The sequence below is a fragment of the Acidovorax delafieldii 2AN genome (assembly GCF_000175235.1).
In the GTDB taxonomy this organism is placed as follows: domain Bacteria; phylum Pseudomonadota; class Gammaproteobacteria; order Burkholderiales; family Burkholderiaceae_C; genus Acidovorax; species Acidovorax delafieldii_B.
In genome coordinates this window covers 1-854 of sequence record NZ_ACQT01000577.1, presented here as the reverse complement: position 1 = coordinate 854, position 854 = coordinate 1, and the positions used below count along the sequence as shown (strand labels likewise).

The window sequence follows — 854 nt, the reverse complement described above, 5'->3', positions numbered from 1 at the left end:
CACCGGCGCCGACCAGCGCCGCTGGCGGCGCGGCCGTGCAGCCCCAGGACCTGAGCGAGGGTGAAATCACCCGCTGGGACCCGCGCGCGCTCAAGGTCACGCTGCGCCATGGCGAGCTCAAGAACCTGGGAATGCCCCCCATGACCATGGTGTTCCGGGTGAAGGACGCCAGCGTGCTCGCACCGTTCCAGGTGGGTGACAAGGTCCGGTTCCGGGCCGAGCGGCAAAGCGCCGGCTACTTCATCACCCACATCGAAGCGGCCCGCTAACCCCCCCTGCGGCGCAGGCTGCGCCAGCAAGTCTGTGCCTGGGCCGGCACGCCGCAGCAATGCCCGGCCGCATGGCAGTCAAGGCGTCCCTCCCCCAGGGCCCGGCCCCACGCATTGAACGGCGCGTTCAATGGCAACCGTGAGCGCGTAGAGACCGCGGCCCCCTCTGCGGCCGTGCCGCGCTCCTGCGCCGCGGCAAGGCAGCGGCAGGGTGGGGGCACCATAATCACCGCCCATGAATGCAACACGTCTTGCTGGCACGGCCGGCAGCATCACCCGCGTGGCGGGCATTGAAGTGGGCCACTTCACCGATGCACGCCGCCCCACGGGGTGCACGGTGGTCATGGCGCGCCAGGGGGCGGTGGGTGGCGTGGACGTGCGCGGCGCGGCGCCCGGCACGCGCGAAACCGATCTGCTGGCCCCATCCAACCTGGTCGAAAGCGTGCACGCGGTCATGCTGGCCGGCGGCAGCGCCTGGGGGCTTGAAGCCGCCACCGGTGCCGTGCGCTGGCTGGAAGAGCGCGGTGTGGGGTTCGACGTGGCCGTGGGCCGGTTGCCCCTCGTGCCTGCGGCCGTGCTGTTCGA

Annotated in this window: 2 protein-coding genes; both read left to right on the top strand. The window is 71.8% G+C overall.

Annotated features, from left to right (window positions below; translation table 11 throughout):
• A partial coding sequence (locus ACDELDRAFT_RS23155) for a copper-binding protein (RefSeq protein WP_005801737.1) occupies positions 1 to 269 on the top strand: 269 nt, incomplete at its 5' end.
• Between the two features lie 235 nt (positions 270 to 504).
• A partial coding sequence (locus ACDELDRAFT_RS23150; RefSeq protein ID WP_005801736.1) for a P1 family peptidase occupies positions 505 to 854 on the top strand: 350 nt, incomplete at its 3' end.